Raw genomic sequence first — 24,087 nt, 5'->3', positions numbered from 1 at the left:
CTGCCAATTATTTTGCAGGCTCGTTCAACAAGTCCATGAACTCCATTGTACGAGATTCCATTTTATTTACCACACGGTCTACCAGCATCACCAGATAATTGTAGGCAAACATAGCGATGATACCAACAATCAGACCACCGACCGTTGTAATCATAGCTTCATAGATACCTCCCGAAAGCAAAGTGATATCAATGTTTCCACTTCCGGCATTGGCCATTTCGTAAAAAGCACGTACCATACCGGTCACCGTACCGAGAAATCCGAGCATTGGAGCACCTCCGGAAATAGTTGCCATCACAGTCAGTCCTTTTTCCAACTTTGCAACTTCAATATTACCCACATTCTCAATAGCTACCTGCACATCGTTAATAGGACGTCCCAGACGGCTGATTCCTTTTTCTATCATACGTGCCGAAGGGGTATTCATCGTGCGGCAATAGTTAATAGCCGCTTTGATCTCTCCACTATGAATATAGTCTTTAATCCGTTCCATAAACATGGGGTCCTCTTTTCCTGCTTTGCGAATCATGTAGTTACGTTCAAACAGGATATAGAAGCAGATAACTGACAGTACCCCCAGTACAATCATAATCCATCCGCCCTTGATAGCCATATCAAGCATGTTCATTTCCGGAGCGTTTACCTCCGTCAGCACGGGGTTGGCAGTAGCCAGTGAGTCGGCCATATTCATAGCCCCTTGGGCTAACAAGATCATTGCATTCATGAGCGTAGACAGTTTTTATATTCCTGAATGGTACGTTCGAGTCCCAGATACAGTGCATCGCTAATCAACGCATGTCCGATAGACACTTCATCCACCCAAGGAATGTTTTTATAGAAATAATTTAAATTCACCAGACTTAAATCATGACCGGCGTTCAATCCGATCCCCAGTTTACGGGCAGTCTTTGCAGCTTCGATAAAAGGAGCGATAGCTGCTTCCGGATTCTTCGGATAATCCGTTGCATAAGGTTCAGTATACAGTTCGACGCGATCCGCCCCTGCTTTTGCTGCATATTCCACCATTTCAGGATCGGCTGCCACAAAAACGGAAGTACGAATGCCGGCACTGTTAAACTGATCGAGAACTTCTGTCAGGAATTCCTGATTTGCTTTCGTATCCCAACCGGAATTGGAGGTAATCTGTGAAGGATCATCGGGAACTAGAGTAACCTGATGAGGTTTTACTTTCAACACCAAGTCAATAAATTCCGGGGACGGATAACCTTCAATATTGAATTCAGTCCGCAACAGAGGACGCAAATCATATACATCTGAACGACGAATGTGACGCTCGTCAGGGCGGGGATGAACGGTGATACCATCAGCACCAAAAGATTCACAATCAAGTGCTACCTTTACTACATCGGGCACATTTCCCCCGCGAGCATTTCTTAGTGTAGCGATCTTGTTTATGTTTACACTTAATTTAGTCATAGTTCTACGTTATATTTGCCGCAAAAATACAAATATTATTATTAGTTGCCTAATAATACGAAACGCATTATAGGTTCTTTTTTGGTTATTTAAAGTAGAATCTTAAAGGAGATTTTTCATTTTCACTCATTAAATGGGAAAAAGAACACGATAATAAATTATGTTAAAGCCTGAAAAACAATTCTTTTACCATGGAAAAAACATACTTTTGTAGCTCTCTCGTTTTTGTTATACCAAAATAGAAAAGCATATGGATCAAGCCAATGACAACATCAAAGTCAATATTAACAGTCTGGTAAACAGCATAATCCTGCAAGCCATCATAAACAGTGGTTCACAATCACTTTTATATGGGGAAGGCAATACAAAACCTCCTCCTGAAGACATAGAGAAGATGCTTGAAAACTTGTCCGCAATAGGCTTGGACGATTCTCAATTACCTTTTCCCGATCCCAAAGAAAACAGCAATGGTTTATCCTTATCGCCTGTCAATGATTTCCTGCAGACATTTCAATACTTCAAAGAAGAAGTTATCCAGATATATAAAAATAAGTCCTGCCTCATGGATGAATTCCATGCTCTGTGTGAAAGCTATTTCCGTAATCAATATAAGAAGAAAGGAATCCACAACTTCTGCCAAGATTATAAAAGACAGTACCTCGCCAATTCTTTTCATAAGCGCGATGAGATAGACCAGTGGCTATATGAACAATGGAGTAGCGGGAAGTACTCCTTAGAACACATACGACTTTTTGTTGAGTATCTTAGTTTGTACTGTAAAAACAAAGAACAAGCTGCTTACTCCGACAGTGATGCAACAAAAAGAAAAATAGAAGAAAGCATAATGCCCGGAATTGAAGATTTGACACAAGAATGGAAGAAAATGAATATCATCACCCGGCTCTTTAAGGGGAAAAAGATTTTCAATGCGTATGCTTCCACTTTATCCGACTATTATTCGCAAGAACTACAAATAGAATCCAATGAATGTCTTTCATCGTTTTTCCATATTATCCGGGATAGACTGGAGCATCTACAAACCGTCGTCAACACGGTTTATGAGATCCTGAACGGAAACGATAAACAGTCCTTTTATTTACAGGGAAGAGAAGAAATGTTTTCGGACCTCATTCCCATGATAGAAGAAGAACATTTATCACTGTCTGATATGGGGATGAACAGCATGACAGAAGTATTAAACTCACTCCAACAAACCTCATATCCTGAAGGTAATGAACGCATACAAAATTTGAAGGAAAAACTATCCCATATAGTGATAAATAAATATTTGTACCAATTAATAAAAGAACACGAGCTAACCATTGATATAATAACCGATGACATGGGAGTAGAATACACTCCCGATAAAAGAATACTTCTTAAAGCTCCCCAAAACCTTGAAAGTTATTACATTCCGAACAGCGTAGTGTCCATTTCTGATTCTGCTTTCTCCGATGTCACCAGTCTTGAATATATAAAAATACCTGAAGGAGTGTGTTCTATCGGAGAATCCGCTTTTCAGGGATGCAGCAACCTGAAAGAGGTTATCTTACCCAAGTCGGTTATCCGAATTGGGAAACATGCTTTTTGCGGATGTACGCAACTGGAAAATGCAACCTTTCTTTATCGAAACACTTCATTAAATGATGAATTATTTAAAGACTGTCCGGCATTAAAGAAAGAACGAATCCAGACCTATAACAGTGTGATAAGCAGATGGATGTTTGATACGGAAAACAGATCCGGCACTCATAAAGCAACCGGCATAGAACTCCGATATTGTTACGACAATGAAGATGGTACGATAAGAACAGAGCTTGTTGGTTATCCTACCCATGTGAGTAACCTTCATGCGCAAGGTTATTCAGAAGAAGAGATACGCGCCACTTTCAGAGAAATAGGACGCGAATTTGTGCTCATATGCAAATCATTGTACTAAAAGAAAAAAGCGCTATGAAGATTTCATTCACTTTCATTCCATCATCCTATTGAATATTCGCAAACAGATTGGCTATCTCGGAAAAAAATGCCAAATTTGCATCCTGAACTAATGATGTTGCTTATGAAATTTGCTATTTTCGGAAACACCTATCAAGCTAAAAAGTCTTTTCATGCTGTTACCCTGTTTCAACTCCTAAAGAGACAGGGAGCAGAGATTTGCATGTGCAGAGAGTTCTATCAATTCCTGACTACAAACCTAAAAATGGAAATAGAAGCCGATTATTTATTCGACGGTGATGATTTTACAGCCGATATGGTAATCAGCATCGGAGGCGACGGCACATTTCTGAAAGCTGCCCGCCGTGTAGGAAGGAAAGGAATTCCTATTTTGGGTATTAACACAGGACGTCTAGGATTTCTAGCTGATATTTCTCCGGAAGAAATGGAGGAAACATTCGATGAAATCCAGGCCGGAAGATATAGTGTAGAGGAACGAAGTGTACTTCAACTCATTTGTGACGAGAAACATCTCCAGGATTCTCCTTATGCCCTCAACGAAATAGCTATTCTCAAACGGGACAGCTCCTCTATGATTAGTATCCGGACAGCTATTAATGGCGCGTATCTGAATACTTATCAAGCTGACGGGTTAGTAATTGCCACTCCAACAGGTTCCACAGCCTACTCTTTGAGTGTAGGAGGCCCGATCATCGTTCCTCATTCCAACACTATTGCCATCACTCCGGTGGCTCCACATAGTCTCAACGTCCGCCCTATCGTTATTCGGGATGACTGGGAGATTACATTAGATGTAGAAAGCAGAAGTCACAACTTCCTCGTCGCCATCGACGGGAGGAGCGAAACTTGCAAAGAAACGACTCAACTAACCATTCGCCGGGCAGATTACAGCGTAAAGGTAGTGAAACGTTTTAATCACATTTTTTTCGATACACTCCGCAGCAAGATGATGTGGGGAGCTGACGGAAGACGGTAAGCAGTCCACATTATGCAACCGTTATTCCTCATCACCCGATTCAACTATACGGTACTTAAAAATAGAACTTCTAAAAAAAGGGACATTCAAGCTGTTGGGAATGCAACAAATTGGGTATAGATTCCAACTAAAGAGAAAAGGGGCCGGGATTTACTATCTTAAGAAATCAGATTAACATTATTTTCCCCTATATTTACTCAATAAGATTAAAATATACTGATTGCATTTGCAAATCATTCTTTTATAGACAACAGTCATTCATTTTATCAGTTTCTCCTTACCTTTATTTACATACAAACTAGAGAAAAAAATAGCTTCTAATCATTCCTATATGAGTTCCTCACCGAGAAATGAGATGTCCCTCACCGAGGAACTTATCCTTTCTCGGTGAGGGACATCTCGTTGGTTTTAATCCAACGAAGGCTTCCATGATTAAAAAGCTGCATATTGTCTGCAAATTCATGCTGCGCTCGCCCTATTTTCTGTATATTATTGCAATTATTTATGCAGTTCTTTCCCCAGTTCATCCATAAAAGAACAACTGTTGCCCGAAGAAATATTAAAAACAGACCATCGGGTTAGCTAATATAGAAGAAAATAGAATATCGGTAGAGAAAAAGAATACCCCGATATTAATCTAACATAAAGGTCTGCGAACCAATCAGATTACCACCTTCGAAGATATCAACACGGTAGTTTCCGGCATACAAGAATTCTTCTACATCCCAAAACACATTGATATTCTGTTCTTCTCCGTTATATTCAATATACTTCTTAATTGAATAAACCAATGTACGGTTTTCATAAGGGAAAGTATTGGATGCACTCTTGGTCAGTACATCATTATCGGGTTTGGTTATACGTACATAGATGGTACGTTCACCGTTTTCGGCGGTTATATTCTTCACGACCGTGAAACTGATGGCTAACTTCACCACGTCTTTCACTTTCTTCGCCACTTTACCACGTTTATTGCGTGGTTCGATACGAATATTAGTTGCATCGAGTTGTGCGGCTAGCGTCACCTTCTTATTCAGATTCTTCTTTTCTTCAGAAAGGTTATCGATCTGTCGTGAAGCCTGATTATACTTTTGAGTCACTTCAGCTATGACCTGTTTCTGCTGTGCAGTCAGTTTATTCAGAGAGTCGATCTGATTAATATACCCAATCATTACCTTACGCAAAGTAGCCAACTCATTCTTTAAACGACGGATCTCTGTAGCATTCGTGCTCTTCACTGTACGAAGTTCTTCCAAGAGACGTTGAGTTTTCAATTGTTCCTGTTCCAGTAATTGAGATAAAGAGTCATTAGAAATCGTCATCTTTAACTCATCATATTGTTGTGCAAAACGGGTATATTCGTTTTCCAGATCTTCCTTATCTAATTGGAATTCCTGCACTAACTCCCGGTTAGCTTGTTTTTCGGTAAACAATAAATAAGTAATACCAATAATAGCTATCACCAAGATAGCCACGGCCGCAATAAGAAGGCTTTTTTTACTCATAGTTTCAGTTGTGAATTGATAACGTGCGCAAAAGTAATCATTTCGCAACAGAAGTCAAGCAGAAAAGCAGAGAGTTTTTTTATAACTCCCTGCTAATCCATATAATTTTAACTAATTAGTTTATCAACCCAGTCAAGTTAAGAGACATAATAAAGTCTATAGAGATTGAATCACACATTCCCCCCATCCTTTTATCAAAGAGACTGAAAGATTAATCCCTGCACATCTTCTACCAATTGCTTGAGATCATCCAAATCCAAATATAAAGCATTTTCGCACAATTCCTTATATCTCCGAACTCCAATCTGTTCTACTATATTCTGCACGACTTCTTCACAAGGAGAATTTATCCCATCGGATAAGTTCCACAATTCTTCCACCTTATCTTTGCGCTTAGTAACAAACCGAAATCCCCTTTTCTTCAATTCCTGTACCAACTCTTCTTTCCCGATACGTGCATTCACATGTACGGTTTTATTCTCCAAGAGAACACCTTTTTCATAAGTATCCACCACTTTCTGTATATCACGTTTTATCCTGTCGATCGTTGATACAGGAGGAACAAACTGCCAAAACAATAATGGAATATATCCTTGAGTCAACTCATACAAAGGTTGTGATATTAAATATTCATTTAAATAAGTCCCCTGTACGGAAACCTTTGTTTGCTCCCGATTCTTATACATAAAATACATACCCATATTTGCACCGAGATTATACATATCCATCATATCATGAGTAGCAATCAAAGAATAAACTTGTGCCGGAGTATGTTCATAAATACCTTTTGATATATTATCAATCTGCCTGTTGACAACACCGCTCTCCCAATCGGCCAAGTCCTTACCTTTTTCAAGAGATAACGTATCATAGTCCACGACATTTCTTGATATCGTTTTGATGTCATGCTCTGAACCGGATTGGGTATATAAAATATAAAGAGAGCCGTCTGCATACTCCTGACCATCCACTCCGGTTTTACTAAGTTTCCGACAATAAGATTCACTTTTCACGTCTTCCCCTATGCCTGCGATAATTACATTTTCTACTTCATGTTCTATTATAAACTTCCGATATTCATCAGGCAAAGCCAATAATTTTATCCAGGCAACTCCGACATCATCCATGGAAGCATCATATCCCAATGTCGCATAACAAGGTACTCCAGCTTGCGAGGAATATTCTAATATGGAAGAAATTTCTTTGGTAGAATTGACAGCAACCAAAAAATGTAATGGCAATACAGGAGCCTCCATAGCTGCAGAAAGATAAGGTACCGTCGGTACTCCCGTAGCTATTATCACAGTTTTAAGTTTCTTCGACTTACCCAAATACTCATTATATAAATCTACTGTATGCTGAACGGATTGTTGAAGGAAATCAGGTGTCCCCCATACCGGTTTGGGACCTCCTCCCGGACCAATCTGCCATGTATGGCTCACACCTGCCGTCAGATTAGCTAAAGATTTTTGGACAGCATATTCCGCACTCATCCCACCATCGAGCATAAACACATTCAAACCTTTATATTCCTCTTTAGCGATCTGATAGGTAGTCAACATTCCGGGAATTACCACCCTAAAATAAGAAGAATATGTCAACTGTCCCTCCTCTTTTTGATAAACACCTACGGCTGCAGGCGTAAATTCTGAAGGAACTTCCCAAACAAATGGTTCTCCACCAATCTCCGCAAGAACCGGTTCTCCTTTCTTGGAGAGATATTTCAGTATAATCGTTTTACCTTCTGACTTCCCATCAAAAGTAAACACAACCTTCTCCCCTTGTGAATAAACGAATTTATCCGTCAGCACACGAGCTCCAATCTCTCCTCCTACCAATAGTGCAATGAAGAAAGTTACCATCAATTGTTTTATATTCATTTCGTTAGTTTAAATCTTAAATCCGATGTTATATCAATGTTCTACTAATCTCATATTTCCAACCTGTGCACAAATAGTACGAAGCTCCTCCAATGTCAGGTACTCCATCGACTTAACCGTATTCCGATACTTCTGCACTCCAATACGTTCAATTATATCATAAGCAAATTCTTCAGCCGAACCTATTTTATGATTAATGCGTCCCAAATACTCTTCCGTTTCTCCATCATCTTCCGGATTCCATTTATCTACACTCTGCCTAATTCTAATATTCTCCGAAGTGACACCTCTTGCTATCAGCTCGTCATAAAACTCATAGCGTCTCATATTAGAATTCAGATAGAAAGATCCCTCATACAGATGATCGACAACATCAGGAAAATACCCGGCAATAGCTGGCTTCAGATAACCATCAATACGTTCTACTGTAGAAGCCGCCGAATTAAATTGCCAATATAATAAAGGTACATATCCAACAAACGCTTCATATTGAGGGTGATTCGTAAGATACTCGTTAAAAATAACTCCATTCACAAAAGGTGCCTGCAACTTGCTTTGATTCTTTTTTATATATTGAAGCGTCAGGAAAGAAGATATATTGTACAAAGCCATCATATCATCAGTCTCAATCGTATAAGCTTTCACATTTGCCATCGCTTGCGCAGAGCCGGATATATTGGTTATCTGATCATCAACAATTCCGCTTTCCCAATCAGATATATACTGTCCTTCACCCAATTTTAACTGATTATAGTCATACAACCGATGTTTCAGTGCGTCAATATCGGCATCCGAACCAAAGTTAGTATACAATATATATAAAGAACCAGGTGCATATTCATCGGTAATTGTATTCTGCGTCAAAACCCTTCGGGAATAAGACTCTCCATGTCCTTCCTGACCTACTCCATAAATATAAACTTCTTCCACCTGATGGTCTTTTATAAATTGCTTATATTCTTCCGGCAAATCCAATAATTTTATCCAGGCAACTCCCACTCCAGGCATAGAACCGTCATAACCCAATGTGGCATAAGAGGCATATCCATTTTGATTGGAATAATCGAGTATAGCTTGTACTTCGGAAGCAGAATTAGCCGATACCAGATAATGAATAGGTAAATAGGCTGCCCCCATCATTGTTGCAAAGTAAGAAACAGATGCGATCCCCGTTCCAACCACCACTCTCTTTATCTTTGTGGCAGCTCCGATCTCCGAATTGTAAAGCTCAACAGTTTTGCGAACGGAACGTTGCAAAAACTCCGGAGTAGGCGCAACCGGATAAGTACCACCCTGCGGAGCCTCCTCCATGGTGGCAGCTATTCCCTGGTCGAAAGCAACTATCGTTTTTAATACACCGAACCCGGCACTCATATCTCCTATCTGACGATAAACAGGAAGTCCCTGATAATCTAACTTTTGAATATCGTAAGTCAACAGCGACTGCTCGTTGACAGCTCTGAAATATGTTCCGTCAATTGTAGTGGTTATCCCATCTTCAAAATCTAACAGGAACCTGACAGCACAAAAGGAAGAAGGCTTTAATGCAGCTGGAAGGGTATACAGTGTCCCGGCATCCACAGGAACAGATTGTCCCGGTTCTATTTGAATATGGGAAGCAACAGACTTTTCTATCAATACACACCCTCCATCATCCAAGTTCTGAATCACCACTTTTACTTCACGAATATCCATCGGATAGTTCGTTTCATTTTTCAAGGTAAAAGAGCAATTTACAGGATCTCCCGGCCAATAGGCAACTTTATTTAATTTCACATCAGAGGCTTTAGCCATTGTTGTACGAAAGCCGTCATCAACAACTTCCGAATCTTTGCATCCGCTCATAATAGCCAATGCAAAAAAAGTGATGATTATACTTGAAATATAACTAATTATTCTCATTGTGTTTTTCTTTTAAAATTGAATCCTTGTATTTATTCATCAATAAAGTAGCAATCTCAACAGCATTACCAACCGGTTCGGAAGGATAACGTTCATGTGACTTGACCCAGTCAATTTCAAACTGCGTCACTCTTTGATGAAAAGCATCAGCATTAAACGGCTGCTTGTTAGAAACAGAGCGAATAACTTCATCTATAAACATTTCCCAACGAGGCGCATAATATCCCGATACCAAACCTCCCCAAGTACGATTTGCATAATCGTTTAAACTTTGATCTTTATCTCCCCAGGTTGAAACGATAGTACGGGCATTTTCTTCGTAATAATTTTTAGAGGCTTCGTCTATACCTAATGAACGGGCATCTTCAATCCATTTTCCCAGTAAAAAAGAAGATTGTGTACTTAATAAAGTATTAACATCACGCAGTAGTTGTTTCATTTCAGCTCCTTTTTGTTTTAATAGCGGTAATTGCTTCCGGGAATAAGTTTCCGCAAATTCATCGCGAAGCTTCCCGAAATAATTCCCCAGCACTTGCCTTCCTATATTAACAACATCATATTCATAAGTAGAATGTCGATGTTCTCCGGCTTTCAACAACATCTCCCATACCTCAAACAAAGTTTCATTGGAATACGCTACCGTAGGCGTAGTCGTCCAATTGCCATTTCCTTTTAAACAAGGACGCGCATTCATCAATGTCCCCTGTCCCAAAGCAGCTGGTGCTGTATAAATACTGTCATAAAGCAATTTCCATGCCCGACGCATTTGTTGGTTTCTCAAGCCAATTCGCCTGTCTGCCAGTTGTTCTATCCATACAGAGTCCGGCAGATTACAATCCCATGCTTTACTGAAAACATATTCATACATGAAAGGATTTACATCAAACCCCTCCAAAGTAGAACCCAGTCCCGAAAAGTTTTCTCCACCATTGGTATATACATTTTCGATTCGTTTCCCCACTTCTTTGGTGTTTCCGGCAAGCATTGTATTTCCTCCGAAATTTCCTAAATAGCACCATAAATATGGTTGCCCGAAATACCGATCTGTCTGCTTCCAAACTTCAGTATTCTCACAATAATAGTCCAGTAGCAACAGTTTATTTTGAGGGACTGCTTTCAAGAAAGCTTCTACCCGTTCGTTTGTCCATAAATGTCGGTCAATATAGAATAACCATGTCATTTGTAACCAAGTAGCATCCGGATCGACATGCGTCATCGATTGATAAATATGCTTCGAGCAATTGGCTAAAAATTCCGGCTCCCAACTTGGAGGGGCTACTTCATTAAAAGGATCTGCCCCATAAATATGGTCTGTTCCGAACAACTTAGTTTGTTCTTCCAGAAACTCTTTCTGTATGGTTGCAAACAATGGGTCAAGCGGATCCAGAAAGTGGCTTCTGTATTTATCCTCGAAACCTCCCCAAGAGCTCATCCGGCTAATCTTAGCTTCCGGATAGATTCTTTTAAGTTCCGACGGTACATGTCCGGCAAATGCAGGAAGTATGGGGCGCATATTAAATTGACGTTCACGGGCTACGATTTGTTTCTGCAATGCTTCTTGTGTATCCAGCCATTCTTTAGGCAGAGGCCCCTGCCAATAATCCAAGTTAGACATACGATGCCAAGGCAAGTGAGCAGGCCCTGTGAAATAGTTCCGTATTTCCTCATCCGTCAATCCTAATTTCGTCCATACGCGATACCAGACAGATTCTTGTCCGGTGATTGCCAAAGGCATATTGATTCCATTTAAAGCCATCCAGTCTATCAACCGTTCCCAATCCTTCCATGTCCACCATGGCATTGTATAACCGAAGGTACAGTAATTAAGAAAGAATCGGTTCTTGCAACGGGCAGTCGAAATTATTTTTGCCGGTGGCATGGGTAATACTTCCGGCATCTCCACCGTATCGTTCACATACCAGGAAACAGAGGTAAGGCAGTAATGATTCAGATAATAGTTCAGCCCTACAGCCATCGAATTTGCGTTATTTCCCCGTATTCGTACTGTTCCTCCTTGCGCTTCTATTTCATACCAATCTTTATCAATCTTTTCTGATTGTTCAAAACTAAATTGGGAAGCATACTCCGGAAATAAACGTTCCACCATCTGTTGCATCGCTTTTTCATCTTCTGTACTTTCTTTGCAGGAAGAACACAATACGATCAACATCAGTAGAAATAAACATTTAATCTTACACATACTATTTATATTTTCATTTATATATTTCTTTTAAAAAACGAATGTATCCGATGTTACCCACTAGACACATTCGCTTGTCAAAGGGAGTAGTGTGATTACCGACCTAGTTGGTAATCGTCAGATGTGTAAGTCCCGCATCATCAAAATTCTTTTTAGTAAGCGGCACATCCGGTCCTATAATAACTGTGTTAAGTTTCTTCAGTTTCTTCAGAACTGTCAGGTCAACTTTCGGATTAATCGTTTTATCCACTGAGAAACCTTTACCCTTTATGATAGAAAGTGTTTCCAGATTAACAAAAGGTAAAATATCAACCAATGTTTGTATTTCTCCCTGAATCGTCAGTGATTTAAAGTTCTCTATATCCTGGCAAGCAGGCATACGGTCGGCAAATCCTATCAACCATGTATCCCACCAATCGAAATATTCAAAACGTAAATCGGTAGTGGACCAGTCTTCGCCGATTGTAGGACCATATATCAATGCCCATTCACCTGATAATGATTTTTTAAATTCCGAATCATTGTAGAAAGGAACATTTTCCGGACGAGTGTTTGAGGCAGGTACATATTTATCCGTCAAAGATTTAGTCTGTACTTCAATCGTTTGTTCCGGACCGGCAACTCCTTTCGCCAGAAGTTGTACTTTGATTGTACTCTTTTGATTATGAGGTAAATTGGCAACGTATGAATAATCCGTAGGTTTAAATTTATCCATCACCTCTTCACCATCCCGATCCGTATAAGAAACCTTTATCTCGTCAACAACGGGAGGAAATGCCCACTGCAAAACAGCAGAAGTGGCACTACTTACTCCGACAGCGGCTTCAATCGGTAAGGAAGACAAATCAATATCTGTCGTATTAATCACAGTCTGTTCTGAATAATTCCAGTAATCTCCTGCTGATTCCGTACGTCCCAAAGCTCTTAAATAATATGTGCTGTTAGGGTTTAAGAACAGAGTCTCCGTAAATTCTCCCGACAATTCTGTCAAATTCTTCTTTATTCGCTTGTAAGTATGTGAACCGCTTTCGCTTTCATTCATAGCCGTACGTTGTCCGGGATATTGCTCTTTGCCATATACCAATCCTATTTCCTGATTCTTGGAGCGTTCGTCATTTACCTGATAAGTAAAAGTGACGTTCGCTGTAATGCCGTACAACACTTCCACCTTCTTAATTTTCAATGTTACGTTGGGGGTAACAATCAAGTCCATTTTCTTAAAACTACGAATATCACCATAAATGGTATCCAACTCAAAGAACGGTCCGTTCGCCCATACTTTATAGCGGGAAGGATATACTTTGGTATTGCGATATGTTCCTTCAGGAAGTGTGTTATACTCCAAGGGAACCGCTACATTTCCATACTCCAGATCAAGTAACTTTAATTTAGCTCCATAATATTCGGTAGCCACCTTTTCACCGGTCAGCCTGTCAATAAAAGCGCCTTCGTAGCCACCGGTCAAGTCATCCACACGTTCGTCAAGTTCACACCCTGACAGATTCAGTGTTAACACTGCTAAAAGTAACAGTTTGATATTTATATATAATCTAGCTCTATTCATATTCTTTTCTTTTAGGGTTATCAATTCCAACCGTCATTCTGCACGATACCCGGGCTTTTGCTTAAAGGAAGCGGACAATAATAGTCTCTTTCCTCGAACCATTTCACTCTCGTAGCCAAATCCGGTGCTTCTACTTTCTCCAACGTATAATAAACGGAGGCAGGAGAAGTTGTTTCATCGATATGAAGAATGGGATAGAGAGCCTTCAACGTTTTATTGTGCATCTTTTCTTCCCCAATGCGCCAACGCTTCAAGTCCCAATAACGGAATCCTTCATACATCAAGTCTATCCGGCGTTCATGCCGTACAACCTCCAAGTCCATCGTTTTGGCAGGCAATCCTCCATGTATACTACGCAATAGGTCAAAAGCGACTTGGGCAACCGCTAAATAGTCATTCACTCCATAGGTTGAAAGCTCAACGGCAGCTTCAGCCAAATTTAAAATAACCTCGCCATACCGAATAACGACAGCATCCTGATCGTTTTCTTGTATAAGATAATCATCCAACCTCTTCACTCCATACAGTGTTTTTTTCAGAAAAAATCCCCAGTTAGTAGTTCCTGCGGCGGAAAGGTTCAAGAAGATACCATCTGCTCCACTTTTCATGTATTTTTCGTGACCGGGCACTTTCCCCGCTCCCATCCAATCTTCAGATTTTTCATAAGAATATTCTTCAGTAGTTCCATCTGTCCTTTTTACGAGTGTTTTCCGGTAAATAGAGAAACGTTCTCCCAAGAACTCTCCTCCCGGATAAATAACAGTGGCATCCAGACGTTTATCACGATTTGCAAAAAAATCTTCGGGATTATTCTTTGAAGCGGCATAATCCAATGGCTGAATCTTACCGTCTAATGTTTCAAATTGTTCGACAACATCTAAAGGAGGAACCATAAAGGCACAGTAACCGGCCCGTTTAATACGATAAGACTGATACCAGTAATCCTCATATACAGCCACTCCTGTCTTGGCAACATTAGCAAAACGGAAAATTATCTCATTATTATTTTCATCTTTTCCATTAAACAAATCGCCAAATTCAGTAGAGAGCGCATACTTACCATCATCAACGATTTCCTTTGCTGCTTTTGCCGCTTCCAATAAATATGTTTTCGCCATTTCTTTGCGGATTCCCTGGAAACTATTATTTGAAACTTTTCCATACTTAGCAATAGTCCCCGCATACAACATAGCCCTCGACTTCAACGCCAAAGCTGTATACCGATTGGCACGGTCACGATCTTCTGATGCAATACGCTGTACTTTCGGAAGCAATACAAGAGCCGAGTCCAAGTTATCTTTTATATAATCCCAGGATTTTTCCTCTGTAGAACGATTGTTGATGGAGCTTACATCATCCAACGGACTTGAATACAAAGGCACACCCCCATATCGTTTCACCATCTCAAAATACAGATAAGCACGAATAAAATAAGCCTCACCGACTGTACTCAACACCCCTTCATTATCCGAATTCTTATAAGTGGCGATAAACTTATTTACAACATTGATTGTCTTATAATTCCATACCGCCTCAAATATTTCACCTTTGCTTTGAGAAAAGACTCCTCCAAAAACAGTACCCGGAGTGTTATTTCTCATGACCCCATTCTCGTAGGTAATATTGCTCGCTCCATCATCGGTAAAAGCATCCAGATGATGTTGCCTGTACGACATTGCTCCGTCACCGATACAATGAATTGATTTACGTAATTCCGCATAATTGGATAAGAACTGTGCTTCTGCCAGTTCGGGATATTTGGCAATGTCCTCTTCACTAAGAATGGTTTTCGAATCGACAGTAAGCCAATCGCTACATCCACAGCACAAGCTCAATGCCAATACCATATATATGATAGATTTTACTTTCATAACCTGTTAGAATTTAAGATTTATACCTACATTAAATGACATGATTTGCGGATAGCTGGCAAACGAATACTGACTTTCAAGCTGTTCCGGATCAAAGAATTTCTGTGAGGAAAAGGTCAGGCAGTTATAAAGATTCGCATAAATCCTCAACTGTTTGATATTAGCCTTCTGGGTAATTCGTTGTGGCAAAGTATATCCCAATTCCACATTTTTCAGACGAATGTAACTTCCATTCCACATCCAAAAATTAGAACTTAGACGATTGATCGTTACTGATGTAAAATCTCGGACTGCCGGAAAATACCCGGGTATCCATTCAGAATTCGGATCAGTATAATCGGCACGATGCCAACGATCGCCAAAATATTCCCAAGTGTTCAGGTTGGTAGCTCCTTCCTGGAAAGCATCCATATCGAAAGCACCGATCTGGAAGTCCGACAATGCCCCTCCCTGCCAGAACATGGAGAAATCAACTCCCTTCCAGGAAAGTCCCAGATTAATACCATATACCAACTCCGGATAAGCATTTCTTCCGATAGGACGTTGATCATAATTGTCAATATAGCCATCGCCATTCCAGTCTTCATACTTTAAGTCACCCGGCAATATGGCACTGTTATTATTCGAATTATTATGCATGGGTGCATTGGCTATTTCTCCATACGACTGATAACGTCCAATACAGTTATATCCCCAACGTACGTTATTCCAATGTCCTTCAGTGTTCCATTTCCATTCGTCATAACCGCTTGTAAATCTTCCGTGCTCAATGTTCCCTTTCCGGGTTCTGGACCACGACATGTTTCCTCCGACAAAATAGTTGACTTCTCCTATTTTATATTGATGATTCAATGAGAACTCAAAACCGCGGGTGTTGTCATGGTCTAAGTTATACCAAGTAGCCAATGCTCCTGCATTATCATTGGCCTTTTGTGCCGGAAGTCCCTTACGCTGACGATAGAACACATCTGCCGATCCGCTAAGCAAGCCATTCCACAACTTAAAATCAACACCCGCATTTATCATTGACGAGGTAGCCCATGTAAAATCCGGATTAGGATTCAAGGTGGGATTTAATCCATAAATGGTGCGGTCACCAAAATTCATCGGAGTACCCGGATATTGATAGCCGCTTTGAAAATAGTATTGCTCATTATTAGCATAATATTGACTGGCAGCCGACAAGTCACCCAATTCTCCCCAGGAGGCACGAATTTTAAACTCATTCAAGACTTTCTTCAACGGGTTCATAAACTCTTCGTTTGTCAGCATCCATCCTACAGAGGCAGAGGGAAAGAAACCCCACTTATCGGCAAAATACTGGGCACCATCATATCGAAAGTTGAAATCGACAAAATACTTGGAACGGTAATCATAAGAGAAACGACCGATGAAAGAAGCCGTCCTGTATTTACGGAAAACTTCACTATTTGTCACTTGTTTATTGGCAATTCCACCCGCCATCATATCCAACACAGTAGAAGGAAATTCTCCACGAGACGTAACAGTAGAACGGTTTTCCGCATCCGAAAATTCAAAGACCAGTCCGCTGTTTATATTATGATTCCCGAACGAACGGATATAATTGATAAAACCTTGTCCGGTTATATTATAGGAAAAACCATCTTCCAAACTCAAACTTGCTTTATTGGCATTAGAGGCGGAAGCACTCTCATAATATTCCTGCGCATCCTCCCGATAGCCCATATAAACGATATTCATATTCCAGTTCTTATTCCACGAATCAGATTGCGTATATCCCATCGTAGCCTTCAAAGAAAGCCCCTCTACAAAGGGAACCTTATACTCTAAAGAAAAATCCACATTCAGATTCTTGGCTATTTTCTTGGAATATCCGGATGCCTCTTTATCCGCCAATGCCATCGGATTCACCGTACCTTCCCCACCAAAAGCATAATAGTCGTCATGCCCCGGCCACTTTACCGGAATATTCGGAGCCATATCTTTCATTTTGCGGGCTATCTCATACGAAGCGGATCTCGGATAATTCAGACTGTTAATGACAGCTCCCACTCCGACAGATAACTTCAAGTTTTTCAGTATATCCGCATCCAAATTACTACGGAAATTGAAACGATTCTTATCAGTAGAATTTGTTGACCAAATACCTCCCTGATATAAATAGCCGGCTGAAATAAAATAACTGACTTTATCTGTGCCTCCCGAAATATTGATATTGGACTGGGTGATGGGAGCGTTCTTTATCATTTCCTCATACCAATTGGTATTATAAGCATAGTCACGCGTAGCCATATCAGCGGGAGTAATTACCGCGTTCTTATCATTAATCAATTTCATATTAGCATAATATTCACCAACTAATGTCTGCCACAGCGGGGTTGATGCAGGCTGTGGATAGTTATGAGGCATTTGCAATCCGAAGCGCGTATTGATATCCAATGTCGTCGGTTTGTTTTTTCCTCCTCTTTTAGTCGTTACAAGAATAACTCCATTTGCTCCCTGCATCCCATAAACAGCGGCAGCCGATGCATCTTTCAATACGGAAACGGATTCAATTTCGGAAGGATCGATATCACTGTAATTTCTTCCCGGAATACCATCTACTACCACCAAAGCAGAACCAAAACCGCGAATTTTCAAATCGGCACCATCTGAACCCGGTTCAGCACTAGTCTGACGGGAAAAGACTCCGGACACACGCCCTGTCAACGCATTCTCCAGATTGGGGACTGTGGACTTAACTAATTCCTGATTGTTTATAGTCGAGACGGAACTGATTAATTTCTCACGTGTACGGGTCGTATATCCTACCACAACCACTTCATCAATTGTTTTTGTATCTTCAACTAACACCACTTCTGACAGCTTATTCATTTCTTTTGCCGAATAAGTCACAGGAGCGAAACCTATATAGGAGAAAATAATCTTCGAATCATCCGAAGGCACATGAATGGAATAAGCTCCATTAAGATCACTGACGGTCCCGATATTAGTACCTTGCACTACAATACTAACTCCGGGCAACGGTTCACGAGACTGGTCGAATACCACTCCTTTTACAATAGAGCTTTGACCTTCTTTCTTCGTTTTTTCCTGCAATACTTTCTTTTTAATAGTTATCTGTTTTTTATTAATGCTATAGGCAAGCTCCATGTTAGCAAAAACTTTATCCAGAATTTGCTCTACTGTCATGTTTTTGAAACGTGCAGGAACCTTCACATCCTTATCTATCAATACGTCATAGTAGAAAAAGACATAATCACTCTTTTCTTCTATCTTCTTAAAAAGTTCCATTAGTCCCAACTCTTTATAGTCCAAAGTAATTGTTTTCTTCTGGGCATACAATTCAGTAGGAAAAGCGGATAGCAGAAACACACCCAATGCTAGAAAAAAGCATATAAAGGGCCTTCTCACACTTAGGCAAGTGTGATTCTTTTTTTGATGTTTTTCATTCATCTGTTTAAGAATTAAAATTATACTTCAATATTTTAAGGCTATTCTATTACGAATAAAACTGGCTGGTATCCTTTCTCTCTCAAAAGGATAAATTAGAGTATGGTTTTTCACATATTAATCATAGGCTATTTTTTCTTTATTGTTACTTTATAAACATTGTTTTCCTTACTTATTATCACAGGAGCCGTTTCTGTGATAGTATTCAATATCTGTTCGATCGTATCGTCCAAATTCAGTTTTCCGCTACAAGTGATTTGTTGTTGTTTATCATAATCAATCCTTACGTTATAGTATCTGGACAGTTGTTTGAGTATTCCGCCAAGCTCTGTGTTTTTAAACGATAATCGTCCCTCCTTCCACGACACATAATCCTCCACATTCACTTTATCTACCACATATTTATCAGTGGATTGCCTGAACCGGTCATTGGGTAAAATACGTACAGATTCTCCATTAGATGCTGTTACCTCCACTTTACCTGTAACCAGCACAACACTTTTCTCTACATCTTCCCGATAAGCCGAAACATTGAAAGAAGTCCCCAACACTTTTACTCCCATATCCGACGTCTTAATAATAAAAGGTTTCTCCGGATTAGGAGTCACGTCAATATATATTTCTCCATCTACATATATTTCACGCTTCTTATCCTCAAAATGTGTTGGATATAGAAGCACCGTTCCTGCATTCGCCCATATTTTCGTACCATCGCAAAGAGTGACACGGGCACGTTTGCCATACGAAACAACTAATTTATTAAATTCCCCTTCACCAGCATCTGTCGCCATTTGATCGTAAGCCAAATCCGGATTACCTTCAAAAGTTTCTTTCAACTGATCGTCAACAAAAAGCTGCGTTTTACCACTCATAAACACAGAGTCATTCACTTGCAACAAAGCTAGATAATCAATTGCCGGAGCACTTTTCCAAATAACCTCTACCGAAACAAACAGGATAAGAATAGCTGCCGCAACTGAAGCGCTCCACCATCTCATCTTATACAATCGATATTTACGTTGAGACATTTTCCGATTTTGAATGGCTTGTTCCAGTTTCAAACAAGCATTATCCACTTCTTTTGGGGGTAAAACCGGCTTTTCCCACTTTAACGCCGCCAGTCTCTCCATCGCTTCTTTTAAATACGGCTCACGATCGGGACAATCGGCAATGATTTTTCGATAATAATCTCCTTCTCCGGAATAATACCAGAAAAGAAATAAATCATCGTTCAAAAAATCAGCTGTAGTATATGATGAATATTCTTTCATTATTTATTTCAATTAAAGACCTGTTTACTATATATACGAGATTCGTATGCCTTTCATCTCCTTTTTTCCTCAAAAAAATAAATAAAAAAGCAGAGAGGTATAGGTTTACGCTCCCCGCCTTCCGTATACAATACTCTTTTTCAATTATTTAAAGACAGAAACGCCATGCAGGTATAAGATAAGAAAAAACAGAAAATAATCTTTTGAATCCAGTTTTCTTAATTTCTCCATCGCTTTAAAGACTTGTCCGCGCACCGTTTGAATTTTCATATCCAGCATTACCGCAATCTCTTCATAAGGCATTTCCTCTATAAAATGTAAATAGACTATTTCCCGCTGATGATCTGTCAGCAAATCAAGAATTCTATTCACCCTTTTTTTCAGTAATAAGTCTTCTTCATCAGAAATAAAGCTTTCTTCAACGGATACGGATAATTTAAAACTCCTTTCCTCTTCTTCTATAGAAGATGTATCTTTCTTTGTACGCTCCCAATCAATCAGCTGATTCCTAACCGAACGCAACAAATAAAATTTTATTTTCTTCTCATCAATACACAGGCGCTCATTGAAATACAATTTTAGATATACTTCTTGAATTGCATCTTTCACATCTTCGGTATTGAACCCCAAACTCACTCCATAAGCATACAAATCTTGATAGTAGAATTTGTAAAGTGCAATAAATTGCATATCCCCTTCCTGAACAGATTGATGATTTGATTCCCAGAACTTCATTTTGATATTTTCGATATTTTCAGCAGTTCATTAAACTTTCAATTAACAGATTGGCACAAAGATAATAAGCTTTCGGACTTTATTCGTTCATTATTTAAAAAACTTGCCAGGTTCCCTGCCACTTTAATTGGTATCTTCTTTTTCCATACAAAAATGAATCAAGCATACGGTTGAAAGGTATTGCCAAAAATTCTCCATCAAGATACTATCGTTATTTCTTTCTCTGCCTAATATTATTAATCTCATTGCTTATTATTACTTCGTTCTACTATAGTTACTCTTGCGTTCCACTATAGTTATCCGTAAGGGACACTATAGTTATTCTTGCGGAACACTATAGTGGAACGAAGTAACAGTAACTAACGAAGTAACTCCGAATAGGCAAGCAATTATAAAAAAATAGCTGAATGAATCATTTGCCATAATAGTACATTCTTACGCAGCTACATTCTGTATATAACCATGCAAAAAACAGCTTCTTCCACCCAAACTTTTTATCATACCTATATATTATCGGGAACTTCGACCTTTAACTAAAATTATTACGGAAAAATTTCTTTAATCAGGATTATCGTTGTAATTTTGTCGCGCTAAAAGATAAAACAAATTATCAACTTTTTAAATATATAGTATTATGTCAAAAGTAACCGTAGTAGGCGCAGGTAACGTAGGTGCTACATGTGCAAATGTACTTGCTTTTAATGAAGTAGCAGACGAAGTAGTAATGCTGGACGTTAAAGAAGGCGTTTCAGAAGGTAAAGCAATGGATATGATGCAGACAGCTCAATTGTTGGGTTTCGACACTACATTGGTAGGCTGCACGAACGACTATGCTCAAACTGCTAACTCTGACGTTGTTGTGATTACTTCAGGTATTCCTCGTAAACCGGGTATGACTCGTGAAGAACTGATCGGTGTGAACGCTGGTATCGTTAAATCGGTAGCAGAAAACCTGTTGAAATATTCTCCTAACGCTATCATCGTTGTTATCTCCAACCCAATGGATACAATGACTTATTTGGCATTGAAAGCTCTGGGCTTGCCGAAAAACCGTGTGATCGGTATGGGTGGTGCTCTGGATAGCTCTCGTTTCAAATATTTCTTGTCTCAAGCTATCGGTTGCAACGCTAACGAAGTAGAAGGTATGGTTATCGGTGGTCACGGTGATACTACGATGATTCCTTTGACTCGTTTCGCTACTTACAAAGGTATGCCTGTAGCTAATTTCATCTCTGCAGAGAAATTGGAAGAAGTTGCTGCTGCTACTATGGTAGGTGGTGCTACGCTGACTAAATTGCTAGGTACTTCTGCATGGTATGCACCGGGTGCAGCAGGAGCATTCGTAGTTGAATCTATCCTTCACGACCAAAAGAAGATGGTTCCTTGTTCTGTATTATTGGAAGGTGAATACGGCGAATCAGATCTTTGCATCGGTGTTCCTGTAATCCTTGGCAAGAACGGTATCGAAAAGATCGTTGAACTGAACCTGAACGAAGACGAAAAAGCTAAGTTCGCAGCTAGCGCAAAAGCTGTTCACGGAACTAACGCTGCTTTGAAAGAAGTAGGTGCTCTGTAATTAAAATCCCCTTACTTTATATATCAAGAAAGGCTGTTCCTCGCCATGAGGAATAGCCTTCTTTCTTTTCAACAGAATCCATCCCCACTATATTTCTAAAAAAAGCTAATTCGTTTTGAGTTCTCACAGAAAGCACATACATTTGCATCGTTGTTTATGCAATTATTGTTTAAGTAAACAAGTACAAAAAAACAGACTACTTTAATAAACAAATTGCATAAGAACAGGGTTATTTAAAATAGAAGTACCACCTTATTAATATGCAAGATGCGATGAAAAAAGTTTTTCTTCTGACATTTCTGTTAAGTTTCACTTTTACAGTAAAAGCGCAGAGCTTTCTAAGTCTGGATAGTTGCCGCGCACTAGCTCTTGCCAACAACAAAGATTTGTTGATAAGCAATGAAAAAATAAGTGCGGCTCATTATCAACGGAAAGCTGCATTTACAAATTATTTGCCTAATTTCTCGGCAACGGGAGCTTACATGAGGAACCAGAAAGAGTTTTCATTATTAAACAATGACCAGAAAGCCGCGCTTTCAGGGTTAGGAACGAATCTGGCTGGCCCCATCCAACAAGCTGCAACCGAGATTGCAACAGCACATCCTGACTTGGCACCACTTATTTCTTCCTTAAGTGGAAAATTAGGAGCGGTGCTGCCCGCCCTCGATCAAGCGGGAAACTCTTTAGTGGATGCACTCCGTACAGACACCCGAAATATCTATGCAGGTGCCATTACATTGACACAGCCTTTATACATGGGCGGGAAAATCCGGGCGTACAACAAAATAACAAAGTATGCCGAAGAGTTGGCTCAAGAACAACATCACGGCGGTATGCAGGAAGTAATCATGAGTACGGACCAAGCCTATTGGCAAGTCATTTCACTGGTTAATAAGAAGAAGTTGGCGGAAGGTTATCTAAAGCTTCTGCAACAGCTGGACAGCGATGTAGAGAAAATGATTAATGAAGGAGTAGCCACCAAAGCGGATGGTTTGTCTGTACGCGTCAAGGTAAATGAAGCCGAAATGACACTGACTAAAGTGGAAGACGGATTGAGTCTTGCGCGAATGTTGCTGTGTCAACTATGTGGCATTGATCTTAGTTCTCCCATCACACTGGCAGACGAAAATATGGAAGACATTCCATTACTGACAACGGACCCTCATTTCGATCTATCCACCGCTTATGAGAATCGTCCGGAGATACGTAGCCTCGAATTGGCAACGCAGATTTATAAACAGAAAGTAAATGTAACCCGTGCGGAGCATCTTCCATCCATCGCATTGATGGGGAATTATATGGTAACCAATCCCTCTGTTTTCAACAGCTTTGAAAACAAGTTCAAAGGTATGTGGAATGTGGGAGTTATGGTACAGATACCTATATGGCACTGGGGAGAAGGTATTTATAAAACCAGAGCGGCAAAAGCCGAAGCTCGTATTGCACAGTACCAACTTCAGGATGCTCGTGAAAAAATAGAGTTGCAGGTCAATCAGGCTGCATTCAAGGTAAAAGAAGCTGGTAAGAAACTGGTAATGTCTTCTAAAAACATGGAAAAAGCGGAAGAAAATCTACGCTATGCAACACTTGGTTTTAAAGAAGGAGTGATTGCCACCAGCAATGTTCTTGAAGCACAAACAGCATGGTTGTCTGCTCATTCAGAAAAGATTGACGCGCAAATAGATGTGAAGCTGACGGAAATCTATCTGAAGAAGTCTTTGGGAACGCTGAAATAAATAAGATTCGGAAAAATAAAGTTAAGAACCCAATCAGAAA

At 39.8% G+C, this 24,087-nt stretch carries 15 protein-coding genes; 4 read left to right on the top strand and 11 right to left on the bottom strand.

What is annotated here, in order from left to right:
• Positions 1-7: 7 nt before the first annotated feature.
• On the bottom strand, positions 8-724 hold the full coding sequence (locus H8796_RS10065) for a MotA/TolQ/ExbB proton channel family protein (protein ID WP_117934578.1): 717 nt from the start codon (positions 722-724) through the stop codon (positions 8-10).
• On the bottom strand, positions 721-1,437 hold the full coding sequence (locus tag H8796_RS10060; protein WP_004297247.1) for a pyridoxine 5'-phosphate synthase: 717 nt from the start codon (positions 1,435-1,437) through the stop codon (positions 721-723). The genes H8796_RS10065 and H8796_RS10060 overlap by 4 nt, the downstream gene beginning before the upstream one ends.
• A 250-nt stretch (positions 1,438-1,687) precedes the next feature.
• Between H8796_RS10060 and H8796_RS10055 the strand changes: the two genes are divergently transcribed.
• Both H8796_RS10055 and H8796_RS10050 read left to right on the top strand, forming a co-directional pair.
• On the top strand, positions 1,688-3,376 hold the full coding sequence (locus H8796_RS10055) for a leucine-rich repeat domain-containing protein (RefSeq protein ID WP_117934580.1): 1,689 nt from the start codon (positions 1,688-1,690) through the stop codon (positions 3,374-3,376).
• An 87-nt stretch (positions 3,377-3,463) separates the two neighbouring features.
• Positions 3,464-4,372: an NAD kinase gene (locus tag H8796_RS10050; RefSeq protein WP_117934583.1), complete on the top strand. Its 909-nt coding sequence runs from the start codon at positions 3,464-3,466 to the stop codon at positions 4,370-4,372.
• A gap of 632 nt (positions 4,373-5,004) precedes the next feature.
• Here the strand turns inward: H8796_RS10050 and H8796_RS10045 are convergent.
• The 9 genes from H8796_RS10045 to H8796_RS10005 all read right to left on the bottom strand — a co-directional run bounded on the left by H8796_RS10045 (position 5,005) and on the right by H8796_RS10005 (position 20,735).
• Entirely contained in the window at positions 5,005-5,877 is an 873-nt protein-coding gene (locus H8796_RS10045) for a hypothetical protein (protein WP_004297244.1), read from the bottom strand.
• Positions 5,878-6,071: 194 nt separating this feature from the next.
• Complete coding sequence (locus H8796_RS10040; protein WP_117934586.1) at positions 6,072-7,757, bottom strand: hypothetical protein; 1,686 nt, start codon at positions 7,755-7,757, stop codon at positions 6,072-6,074.
• A gap of 33 nt (positions 7,758-7,790) precedes the next feature.
• Positions 7,791-9,659, bottom strand: a complete 1,869-nt coding sequence (locus H8796_RS10035; RefSeq protein WP_004297242.1) for a hypothetical protein — start codon at positions 9,657-9,659, stop codon at positions 7,791-7,793.
• Positions 9,646-11,859 carry an alpha-N-acetylglucosaminidase gene (locus H8796_RS10030; protein ID WP_004297241.1) on the bottom strand — a complete coding sequence of 738 codons (2,214 nt, stop codon included), beginning with the start codon at positions 11,857-11,859 and terminating at the stop codon, positions 9,646-9,648. Before H8796_RS10030 ends, H8796_RS10035 begins: the two co-directional genes overlap by 14 nt.
• 103 nt (positions 11,860-11,962) lie before the next feature.
• Entirely contained in the window at positions 11,963-13,423 is a 1,461-nt protein-coding gene (locus tag H8796_RS10025) for a DUF3823 domain-containing protein (protein WP_004323584.1), read from the bottom strand.
• A 20-nt stretch (positions 13,424-13,443) separates the two neighbouring features.
• Positions 13,444-15,294, bottom strand: coding sequence for a RagB/SusD family nutrient uptake outer membrane protein (locus tag H8796_RS10020; RefSeq protein ID WP_004297239.1), 1,851 nt, complete (start codon positions 15,292-15,294; stop codon positions 13,444-13,446).
• A 6-nt stretch (positions 15,295-15,300) separates the two neighbouring features.
• On the bottom strand, positions 15,301-18,570 hold the full coding sequence (locus tag H8796_RS10015; protein WP_224440821.1) for a TonB-dependent receptor: 3,270 nt from the start codon (positions 18,568-18,570) through the stop codon (positions 15,301-15,303).
• Positions 18,571-18,857: 287 nt separating this feature from the next.
• Positions 18,858-20,000, bottom strand: a complete 1,143-nt coding sequence (locus tag H8796_RS10010; RefSeq protein WP_004297237.1) for a FecR family protein — start codon at positions 19,998-20,000, stop codon at positions 18,858-18,860.
• A 144-nt stretch (positions 20,001-20,144) separates the two neighbouring features.
• A complete protein-coding gene (locus H8796_RS10005) occupies positions 20,145-20,735 on the bottom strand; it encodes an RNA polymerase sigma factor (RefSeq protein WP_004297236.1) in 591 nt (196 codons plus the stop codon).
• Between the two features lie 634 nt (positions 20,736-21,369).
• On the opposite strand from H8796_RS10005, the gene mdh reads away from it, so the two are divergent.
• On the top strand, positions 21,370-22,311 hold the full coding sequence (gene mdh / locus H8796_RS10000; RefSeq protein WP_004297234.1) for a malate dehydrogenase: 942 nt from the start codon (positions 21,370-21,372) through the stop codon (positions 22,309-22,311).
• 272 nt (positions 22,312-22,583) lie between these two features.
• Positions 22,584-24,047 (top strand): TolC family protein, encoded by a 1,464-nt coding sequence (locus H8796_RS09995; protein ID WP_004324707.1) that lies wholly within the window; start codon positions 22,584-22,586, stop codon positions 24,045-24,047.
• Positions 24,048-24,087: the final 40 nt, after the last annotated feature.

The organism is Bacteroides sp. M10 (genome assembly GCF_014334015.1).
Classification (GTDB): Bacteria; Bacteroidota; Bacteroidia; order Bacteroidales; family Bacteroidaceae; genus Bacteroides; species Bacteroides intestinigallinarum.
This window is presented reverse-complemented; position numbering and strand designations above follow the sequence as displayed.